The sequence below is a fragment of the uncultured Brachyspira sp. genome (assembly GCF_944393015.1).
Lineage (GTDB): Bacteria > Spirochaetota > Brachyspiria > Brachyspirales > Brachyspiraceae > Brachyspira.
The window spans coordinates 1-7,095 of the sequence record NZ_CALXYQ010000107.1; the positions used below are offsets into that span (position 1 = coordinate 1).

Genomic DNA, 7,095 nt, shown 5'->3' on the forward strand with positions numbered 1-7,095 from the left:
AAATCTATTAATGCTACAGTACCTCTTGCAGAGATGTTCGGTTATACAACAAGTATAAGAAACGTATCTCAAGGTAGAGCTAGCTACACAATGCAGTTCTCACATTATGAGGAAGTACCTAAAAACGTAGCAGAAGAGATAATCGGTGCTAGAATGGGTAATAATAAGTAAGTAAGTAACTAATAAAATATTAGTATTAAAATAAAAAATAAATTTCCTAAAGGATAAAATAATTGGAGGATTAAAATGGCTAAAGGAACTTACGAAGGTAATAAAACACACGTAAACGTTGGTACTATCGGACACGTTGACCATGGTAAAACAACATTAACATCAGCAATAACAGCAGTATCATCTGCTATGTTCCCAGCAACAGTACAGAAAGTTGCTTATGACTCAGTAGCAAAAGCTTCTGAAAGTCAAGGTAGAAGAGACCCAACAAAAATATTAACAATCGCAACATCACACGTAGAATACGAATCTGACAACAGACACTACGCACACGTAGACTGTCCAGGTCACGCTGACTACATTAAAAACATGATTACAGGTGCTGCTCAGATGGACGGTGCTATCTTAGTAGTATCAGCAGAAGACGGTGTAATGCCACAAACAAAAGAACACGTACTTCTTTCTAGACAAGTAGGTGTAAACTACATCGTAGTATTCTTAAACAAATGTGATAAATTAGATGACCCAGAAATGGCTGAAATAGTAGAAGCAGAAGTAATAGACGTATTAGACCACTATGGTTTCGATGGTTCTAAAACTCCTATCATCAGAGGTTCTGCAATCAAAGCTATTCAAGCAATCGAAGCAGGAAAAGATCCTAGAACTGATCCAGATTGTAAATGTATATTAGACTTATTAAATGCATTAGATACATATATTCCAGATCCAGTACGTGAAGTAGATAAAGACTTCTTAATGTCAATCGAAGACGTATACTCAATTCCTGGAAGAGGTACAGTTGTTACAGGAAGAATTGAAAGAGGTAAAATTGAGAAAGGTAACGAAGTTGAAATCGTTGGTATCAGACCTACTCAAAAAACAACTTGTACTGGTGTAGAAATGTTCAAGAAAGAAGTTGTTGGTATAGCTGGTTATAACGTTGGATGTCTTTTAAGAGGTATTGAACGTAAAGCAGTAGAAAGAGGACAAGTATTGGCTAAACCAGGTACAATTACACCTCATAAAAAATTCGAAGCTGAAGTTTATATCTTGAAAAAAGAAGAAGGTGGAAGACACAGCGGTTTCGTAAGCGGTTACAGACCACAAATGTACTTCAGAACAACAGACGTAACAGGAGTAATTAACTTAGCAGAAGGTGCACAAATGATTATGCCTGGTGACAACGCTAACTTAACTATCGAGCTTATCACTCCAATCGCTATGGAAGAAAAACAAAGATTCGCTATACGTGAAGGTGGTAAAACAGTAGGTAACGGTGTTGTAACAAAAATATTAGAATAATTTAGAGCGAAAATAAAAGGGTATACCTTTTTTGAAAGATATACCCTTTAATAAATTAAGAGAAAGCGAGTAATTCAAGCTATGAAAGAACAGAAAATACGAGTTAAACTAAAAGCCTTTGATATTGAGCTTATTGATCAATCAGCTCAGTCTATAGTAGCTAGTGTAAAGAAAACAGGTGCTAGAGTATCAGGACCTATACCATTGCCTACAAGTATACGTAAGGTAACAGTAATAAGAAGTCCGCATGTAAACATAAAGTCAAGAGAACAATTTGAGATGCGTATATATAAAAGATTAATAGACATCTTTGATGTAACACCTCAGACAACAGAGTCTCTTAAAAAATTGGCGCTTCCAGCTGGGGTTGATGTTCAGCTTAAATAAGCGTTTAATTAAAAAATATTAAAGATAAAGCTTTACTACGTTTTATCTGTAATAGTTTGAAACATTAAAAAGTAGTAAGTAAAATCATTATAGAGGATTCGCCGATGGTAGGAATAATTGGCAAAAAATTGGGTATGACAACAGTTTTCGATGAGACTGGTAATGCTATAGCAGTAACAGTTGTAGAGGCTGGACCATGCACAGTTATGCAGATAAGAGATAATGAGAAAGATGGCTACAGTGCTATTCAATTAGGCTATGGTGCCGTAAAAGAAAAGCATTTAAAAAAGCCTCAAATAGGTCAATTTAAAAAAGCAAATTTAGAGCCTAAGAAATATTTGAAAGAGTTCAGAATGGACGATGCTAGCTCTTATACAGTAGGTCAGGAGCTTAAAGCAGATATATTTCAAGCAGGCGATTTTATAGATGTTAGTTCTTTGAGTAAAGGTAGAGGTTTTGCCGGTGTAATGAAAAGACATAATTATGACGGCGGTCCTATGAGCCATGGTTCTAACTTTAGAAGAAGAGCAGGTTCTATAGGTTGTAACAGCTACCCTGCAAGAGTATGGAAAGGTAAAGGTATGCCTGGACATATGGGTAATACTTTGACTACTATACAAAACTTAAAAGTAGTTGAAATAAGACCAGATGATAATTTGATTATGATAAAAGGTGCTATACCAGGTGCTATAAACAGCATAGTGAAATTAACATCAGCAGTAAAGAAACGTAACAAGAAGAAAAACTCAATGAATTAATAGAGTGAAATAATAACAGGATGATAAAATGGAAGTAGTAATACTAAATGAAAATGGAGATAGCGTAGGCAATTTAGAGATTGTTGATGAGATATTTAAATCAGAAGTTAACAATAATCTACTTTACGAAGCAATCAAAAATGAATTAGCTAACAGACGTCAGGGAACTCACTCTACAAAAACAAGAGCAGAAGTTTCAGGAGGCGGTAAAAAGCCTTGGAGACAAAAAGGCACAGGAAGAGCTAGAGCAGGTTCTACTAGATCCCCAATTTGGGTAGGCGGTGGTAAAACACATACTCCAAAGCCTAGAGATTATAGCTACAGATTGCCAAAGAAAATGAAACGTAAGGCTCTATTGTCTGTTTTATCTTTAAAATTTGGAAGCAATGTTCTTAAAGTTTTTGAGGATTTTACTTTTGACGCTCCAAAAACAAAAAGAATGGCTAGTTTTATAAGTAAGGTTAAAGAACCAAATACAAGAAAGGTGGCATTTGTAGTAGGTAAAGATGAATCTTTAGGAGATAATTATAATAAATTATTATTATCTTTAAGAAACATCAAAGATTTAAAGCTTGTAAATGCGGACAGTATGTCTATACATCCTTTATTTTATGCTGATGAGGTATATTTTACTAAAACAGCTTTATCTAAATTAAATGCTAGAATTAAGGGTTAAAAAAATATGAGCATGTATTCACTTTTAATTGAGCCTATACTTACAGAAAAAAGTAATATGCTTAGAACTGAGCCTAGAGGAACAGAGAAGCGTTATTATGTATTTAAAGTAAGACAGGACGCTAATAAGACAGAATTAAAGAAAGCGGTTGAGAAAATATTCAATGTACATCCGCTAGATTGTAAGATAATAAATGTTAAGCCTAAGAAGAAAAATCGCAGAATGAGCAGACGCGGATATACACGCAGCTATAAAAAAGCGATAATAGTTCTTGACGGCAAAGAATCAATAGATATAGTAAAATAATGAGGGATACCGATGGCTATTAAGAAATTTAAACCGACAACACCAAGTTTGCGTTATCGTACAGTAGTAGATTTTTCGGATATTACAACAAATGAGCCTTGTAAATCATTAGTATGCGGAAAAAAACGTATAAGCGGACGCGGTTCAAATGGTCGTATAACTATGCGTCGTCGCGGAGGCGGACATAAAAAACTATTTAGATTTGTAGATTTTAGAAGAGATAAACATGATGTAGAAGCTAAAGTAGTTTCTATAGAGTATGATCCTAACAGAACAGCTCGTATAGCTTTACTACACTACACAGATGGCGAGAAAAGATACATAATATGGCCATTGGGACTTAATGTAGGCGATAGAGTAGTAAGCGGTGAAAATGCAAAAGTTAAAATTGGATGCAGTTTACCATTGAAAAAAATTCCATTAGGTACTATAATACATAACATTGAAATAACTCCTGGAAAAGGCGGTCAGCTTGTTAGAGCAGCAGGAGGTGGTGCTCAAATCACAGCTAAATCAGGCGGTTATTGTGTAATAAGACTTCGTTCAGGCGAAGAAAGAAGAATACTAGAAAACTGTTATGCTACTATAGGTCAGATTGGAAATTTAGATCATTTCAATACTACAGACGGTAAAGCTGGAACTACTAGACATAAAGGTAGAAGACCTAAAGTAAGAGGTGTTGTAATGAACCCAGTAGATCACCCACACGGCGGTGGTGAAGGTAAAAGCGGACAAGGTAACCCACATCCGGTTTCACCTACAGGTGTACCTACTAAGGGATACAAGACTAGAAAGAAACACAAGTATTCTGACAGATTAATAATCAAAAGAAGAGGGGGTAAGAAATAATGTCTCGCTCTATTAAAAAAGGACCTTTTGTAGATAAGAATCTTTTTAAGAAGATACAAGCTGGAGATAATAAGCATCAAATAAAAACTTATAGCCGTGCTTCAACAATTATTCCAGAAATGATAGGTTTTACTATAAATGTTCATAACGGAAAAACATTTGTAGCAGTTTATATACAAGAAAATATGATAGGTCATAAATTAGGCGAATTTGCACCAACAAGAAAATTTATATCTCATGCCGGTGCCGCTAAAGTAGGTAAGAAATAAGGATTTAGACTATGGATTATAAAGTAAAGGTACGTTATTTACGCATTGGTCGCAGAAAAGTAGCAAGACTGCTTCCTTTTGTTAAAGGTGAGTATGTAAACCATGCTATATCTAATCTAGCAACAATGCCTCAGATGTCATCAGTAGTTCTAAGAAAGGCTATTAAGAGCGGAATAGCTAATGCTATATTCCAATCAAGAAATATCAATCCAGATACATTATGGGTAAAAACTGCTTATGTTGATAAAGCACCTACTCTTAAAAGAATACGTGCAGCAAGCAGAGGTAGTGCTGATCCAATATTAAAAAGACTTTCACATATTACTATAATTTTAAGTGATGATAAAAAACCTGAAAAGAAAAAATTAAAAGCTAAGAGTGCTAAAACAGAAGAAGCACCTAAAGCAGCGGAGGTATAAACTATGGGTCAAAAGGTTAGTCCAATAGGTTTAAGACTCGGAATTAACAAAACTTGGTCTAGTAAATGGTTTGAAGATAGCAGAACTTATGCAGATAGTTTGCATGAAGACTTATCTATCAGACGCTATATAATGAATTATTATTATAAAACATTAAAAGAAGAACAAAAGAAAATCGGCGGAAAAAAAGAGTCTTTTGACCCTGCTATATCTGATATACAAATAGTACGTTTCCCAGATAGAATTAATATTTTCATCTCTACTGCAAGAGCAGGAGTTGTAATAGGTCCTAAAGGACAGAGAGTTGAAACTGTAAAAACAACTGTTCAGAAAATGGTTAAAAAACCAGTTCATTTCTCTATTACAGAAATTAGAGATGCAGAGTTAGATGCTAATTTAGCAGCACAAAGCGTAGCTCGTCAATTAGAAATGCGTGTTGCTTTCAGAAGAGCTATGAAAAGTGTTATAACTCAGGCTATGAAGAAAGGTGCTAAAGGTATAAAAGTTATGTGTTCTGGTCGTTTAGCAGGTGCTGATATTGCTAGAACAGAACAATACAAAAATGGTTCAGTACCATTACATACATTGAGAGCTAATATAGATTATGGCACTGCAGAAGCACTTACTACATTCGGTATTATCGGAATAAAAGTGTGGATCTATAAGGGTGAAATTCTTGATAAGAAAGAACATAAACAAGATGATGCAGGTAAAGTTATCAGTGCCAAAGGAGATAGATAATGTTACAACCATCAAGAATGAAATATCGTAAACATCATAGAGGCAGAATGAAAGGCAAATCTAAGAGAGGAAGTAATTTGACTTTCGGAGATTATGGTCTTATGGCATTAGAGCCTGTATGGCTTACAGATAGACAAATTGAGGCTGCACGTATTGCTATATCAAGACATGTTAAGCGTGTAGGTAAAATGTGGATAAAAGTATTTCCTGATAAGCCTTATACTAAAAAACCTGCTGAAACTAGAATGGGTAAAGGTAAAGGTAACGTTGAATATTGGGTAGCTGTAGTTAAACCTGGAAAAGTAATATTTGAAATAGCAGGTGTTCCAGAAGAATTAGCTCAATCAGCTTTCAGACTAGCTGGTTTCAAGCTCCCTATCAAAACTAAGTTCATTAAGAGGGAGGCTATATAATGGCTAAGAACACTAAAGATTATAAGTCATTAGGTTTAGAAGAGCTTAAAGGTGAACTTCTAAAATTAGAAAAAGAATATCAAGAGCATAGATTTGAAAAAGTAGTTGGTGATGCTAGACAAACTCATCAATTAAAGAAAGCTCGTAAAGATATAGCTAGAGTTAAGACATTTATTCGTCAGCATGAACTTGGCATAAAAAAATAGTGAGGTATTACTGTGGAAAGCAAAGCAAAAAAATATAAAAGAGTACTTGAGGGAATTGTAGTTTCTGATAAAATGGATAAAACTATAGTTGTTAAAGTAGAAAGCAAGCAGAAACACCCGCTTTATGGTAAAACTATTAGTAAAAATAAAAGATATAAAGCTCATGATGAAAAAAATGAATGTCATGAAGGCGATTTAGTAAGAGTGATAGAGTGCAGACCTCTTAGTAAAGATAAAAAATTCAGATTAACAAAAATAATCAAAAAAGCAGAGCGTATAGAAAAAGATTCTATAGACAGCGATGTAGAGAATGTTTTAAAACGTGAAAAACATGCTCCTGAAGCAGCAGTTTCTTCACAGGTTGAAGGAGAGTAAGAACTATGATACAAGTACCAAGCACTCTTAATGTAGCTGATAATACAGGCGTTAAAAAGTTAAAATGTATTAAGGTATTAGGCGGAAGCAGACGCAGATATGCTACTTTAGGTGATGTAATTATCTGTTCTGTAACAGATATAATACCTACTTGCTCTATAGAAAAAGGTAAAGTAGTAAAAGCTGTAATAGTAAGAGTAAAAAAAGAAGTTAGACGCCCTGA

At 34.5% G+C, this 7,095-nt stretch carries 13 protein-coding genes and 1 pseudogene; all 14 read left to right on the plus strand.

Annotated elements, in window-relative coordinates:
* Nucleotides 1-171: hypothetical protein (locus Q0K19_RS15145; RefSeq protein WP_297249446.1), on the plus strand; the 171-nt coding region annotated here is incomplete at its 5' end.
* 75 nt (nt 172-246) lie between these two features.
* The gene (gene tuf, locus Q0K19_RS15150; protein ID WP_014488947.1) at nt 247-1,473 is read left to right on the plus strand and encodes an elongation factor Tu; all 1,227 of its coding nucleotides are present in this window, start codon (nt 247-249) and stop codon (nt 1,471-1,473) included.
* An 81-nt stretch (nt 1,474-1,554) separates the two neighbouring features.
* The gene (gene rpsJ, locus Q0K19_RS15155) at nt 1,555-1,860 is read left to right on the plus strand and encodes a 30S ribosomal protein S10 (protein ID WP_008723370.1); all 306 of its coding nucleotides are present in this window, start codon (nt 1,555-1,557) and stop codon (nt 1,858-1,860) included.
* A 104-nt stretch (nt 1,861-1,964) separates the two neighbouring features.
* Complete coding sequence (rplC, locus tag Q0K19_RS15160) at nt 1,965-2,618, plus strand: 50S ribosomal protein L3 (protein ID WP_012671619.1); 654 nt, start codon at nt 1,965-1,967, stop codon at nt 2,616-2,618.
* 28 nt (nt 2,619-2,646) lie between these two features.
* Nucleotides 2,647-3,294, plus strand: a complete 648-nt coding sequence (gene rplD, locus Q0K19_RS15165) for a 50S ribosomal protein L4 (protein WP_297249439.1) — start codon at nt 2,647-2,649, stop codon at nt 3,292-3,294.
* 12 nt (nt 3,295-3,306) lie between these two features.
* Nucleotides 3,307-3,600: a 50S ribosomal protein L23 gene (rplW, locus tag Q0K19_RS15170; RefSeq protein WP_012671621.1), complete on the plus strand. Its 294-nt coding sequence runs from the start codon at nt 3,307-3,309 to the stop codon at nt 3,598-3,600.
* 12 nt (nt 3,601-3,612) lie between these two features.
* Entirely contained in the window at nt 3,613-4,449 is an 837-nt protein-coding gene (gene rplB, locus Q0K19_RS15175) for a 50S ribosomal protein L2 (RefSeq protein WP_014488946.1), read from the plus strand.
* Nucleotides 4,449-4,718: a 30S ribosomal protein S19 gene (gene rpsS / locus Q0K19_RS15180; protein ID WP_008723378.1), complete on the plus strand. Its 270-nt coding sequence runs from the start codon at nt 4,449-4,451 to the stop codon at nt 4,716-4,718. Before rplB ends, rpsS begins: the two co-directional genes overlap by 1 nt.
* A gap of 11 nt (nt 4,719-4,729) precedes the next feature.
* Nucleotides 4,730-5,137, plus strand: coding sequence for a 50S ribosomal protein L22 (rplV, locus tag Q0K19_RS15185; protein ID WP_014488944.1), 408 nt, complete (start codon nt 4,730-4,732; stop codon nt 5,135-5,137).
* A gap of 3 nt (nt 5,138-5,140) precedes the next feature.
* A complete protein-coding gene (rpsC, locus tag Q0K19_RS15190; protein ID WP_014488943.1) occupies nt 5,141-5,878 on the plus strand; it encodes a 30S ribosomal protein S3 in 738 nt (245 codons plus the stop codon).
* The gene (rplP, locus tag Q0K19_RS15195) at nt 5,878-6,291 is read left to right on the plus strand and encodes a 50S ribosomal protein L16 (RefSeq protein WP_008727113.1); all 414 of its coding nucleotides are present in this window, start codon (nt 5,878-5,880) and stop codon (nt 6,289-6,291) included. Before rpsC ends, rplP begins: the two co-directional genes overlap by 1 nt.
* Nucleotides 6,291-6,497, plus strand: a complete 207-nt coding sequence (gene rpmC, locus Q0K19_RS15200) for a 50S ribosomal protein L29 (RefSeq protein ID WP_012671626.1) — start codon at nt 6,291-6,293, stop codon at nt 6,495-6,497. Before rplP ends, rpmC begins: the two co-directional genes overlap by 1 nt.
* 12 nt (nt 6,498-6,509) lie before the next feature.
* Nucleotides 6,510-6,770 (plus strand): annotated as a pseudogene (gene rpsQ / locus Q0K19_RS15205) (30S ribosomal protein S17); the annotation flags it as partial.
* Nucleotides 6,771-6,877: 107 nt separating this feature from the next.
* Nucleotides 6,878-7,095: uL14 family ribosomal protein (locus Q0K19_RS15210; RefSeq protein ID WP_297249444.1), on the plus strand; the 218-nt coding region annotated here is incomplete at its 3' end.

Excerpts from the sequence above, each read along its gene's own strand:
- tuf (WP_014488947.1), top strand. The coding sequence starts at position 247 with ATGGCTAAAGGAACTTACGAAGGTAATAAAACACACGTAAACGTTGGT.
- rpsJ (WP_008723370.1), top strand. The coding sequence starts at position 1,555 with ATGAAAGAACAGAAAATACGAGTTAAACTAAAAGCCTTTGATATTGAG.
- rplC (WP_012671619.1), top strand. The coding sequence starts at position 1,965 with ATGGTAGGAATAATTGGCAAAAAATTGGGTATGACAACAGTTTTCGAT.
- rplD (WP_297249439.1), top strand. The coding sequence starts at position 2,647 with ATGGAAGTAGTAATACTAAATGAAAATGGAGATAGCGTAGGCAATTTA.
- rplW (WP_012671621.1), top strand. The coding sequence starts at position 3,307 with ATGTATTCACTTTTAATTGAGCCTATACTTACAGAAAAAAGTAATATG.
- rplB (WP_014488946.1), top strand. The coding sequence starts at position 3,613 with ATGGCTATTAAGAAATTTAAACCGACAACACCAAGTTTGCGTTATCGT.
- rpsS (WP_008723378.1), top strand. The coding sequence starts at position 4,449 with ATGTCTCGCTCTATTAAAAAAGGACCTTTTGTAGATAAGAATCTTTTT.
- rplV (WP_014488944.1), top strand. The coding sequence starts at position 4,730 with ATGGATTATAAAGTAAAGGTACGTTATTTACGCATTGGTCGCAGAAAA.
- rpsC (WP_014488943.1), top strand. The coding sequence starts at position 5,141 with ATGGGTCAAAAGGTTAGTCCAATAGGTTTAAGACTCGGAATTAACAAA.
- rplP (WP_008727113.1), top strand. The coding sequence starts at position 5,878 with ATGTTACAACCATCAAGAATGAAATATCGTAAACATCATAGAGGCAGA.
- rpmC (WP_012671626.1), top strand. The coding sequence starts at position 6,291 with ATGGCTAAGAACACTAAAGATTATAAGTCATTAGGTTTAGAAGAGCTT.